This window comes from Arsukibacterium sp., assembly GCF_036735525.1.
GTDB lineage: Bacteria > Pseudomonadota > Gammaproteobacteria > Enterobacterales > Alteromonadaceae > Alishewanella.
The window spans coordinates 1-1241 of sequence record NZ_DAINOE010000214.1 but is presented as its reverse complement, the minus strand read 5'-3'; the positions used below and the strand labels follow the sequence as shown (position 1 = coordinate 1241).

The window sequence follows — 1241 nt, the reverse complement described above, 5'->3', positions numbered from 1 at the left end:
AAGGCATGGACGTGATTGATGAAATTAAAAAAGTCGCGACCGGTCGTAATGCGGGCCACAGCGATGTACCGGTTAAGCCAGTGATCATTGAAAAAGCTGAACTGCAAGCCTGATTAATGGCGCAGCAGCACACGCTATTTATTGCCGATCTGCACTTAGCGGCCGATCGGCCAGATATCACCGCCGCCTTTATCCGTTTTTTACGCGAGCAGGCGATAGCTGCTGATGCGCTCTATATACTGGGCGACTTATTTGAAGTCTGGATTGGCGACGATAACCCTGAGCCGTTATTGCAACAGATTGCCAGCGAATTAAAGCAGCTGAGCAACAGCGTGCCGCTGTACTTTATTCATGGCAACCGCGATTTTTTACTGAAGCAGCGCTATGCCCGGCAAGCTGGCATGCAGTTATTACCGCAACAGCAGGTTATCGACCTTTATGGCACCCCTAGCCTGATTATGCATGGCGACAGCCTGTGCACCTTAGATCTGGCCTACCAAAAATTCCGCCGTTGGTGGAATCAGCCATGGTGGCAATGGTTAATGTTGCATTTACCGCTGTCTGCCCGCCAGCGTATTGCTATGAAAGCCAGGCAGCGCAGCGCAATGTACAAAGCCAGCTATACCAATAATGCCACAACGCAAATCATGGATGTCACCCCGGAAGAAGTGCCAAAGGTAATGGCGCAGTATGGCGTTACTAAACTGATTCATGGTCACACCCACAGACCGGCGGTACACCAGCTTGAGGTAAATAACCAGCCAGCTGAGCGCTACGTGCTAGGCGACTGGTATAGTCAAAGCAGCTATTTAACTGTCAGTCCTGAGCAGTGGCAGCTGGTATTTCATCCGCTGGCTTGACGCTGCTCTGTGGTACGCCACTCTCTGGTACGCCGCTGTGAAATTTAAAATCGGCATCTGCCGTTAAAATTAACGCCGCTTCGTGCTGACCAAAAAAGGCGATGCGACTACTGATATCGGTACCGGCAATCTCAGTCGCCAGCGTTAAATAATCCTGATAATGCCGCGCCTCAGAGCGCAATAGCGACAGATAAAAATCGCCAATTGCAGTTGGCAGCAAGGGGGCCAGTTTGGCAAACCGCTCACAGGAACGCGCTTCGATATAAGCACCGCAAATTAATTTATCAACTAAGGCTGCCGGCTCATAAGTACTGACATGGCGCAATAAACCCCGGGCATAGCGGCTAGAACTGATTTTGTCGTAGCTGGCGAAAATCCTGG

General features: G+C 50.7%; 2 protein-coding genes. One reads left to right on the top strand and one right to left on the bottom strand.

Going from position 1 to position 1241, the window contains the following annotated elements:
- Positions 1-116 precede the first annotated feature (116 nt).
- Positions 117-860, top strand: coding sequence for a UDP-2,3-diacylglucosamine diphosphatase (locus tag V7D78_RS17385; RefSeq protein ID WP_333609711.1), 744 nt, complete (start codon positions 117-119; stop codon positions 858-860).
- Here V7D78_RS17385 and miaE read toward each other — a convergent pair.
- On the bottom strand, positions 817-1241 hold a 425-nt coding region (gene miaE / locus V7D78_RS17380), incomplete at its 5' end, for a tRNA isopentenyl-2-thiomethyl-A-37 hydroxylase MiaE (protein ID WP_333609710.1). The genes V7D78_RS17385 and miaE overlap by 44 nt on opposite strands.

Bases quoted from the DNA above. Each gene is read 5' to 3' on its own strand.
- V7D78_RS17385 (WP_333609711.1), top strand. From the start codon at position 117: ATGGCGCAGCAGCACACGCTATTTATTGCCGATCTGCACTTAGCGGCC.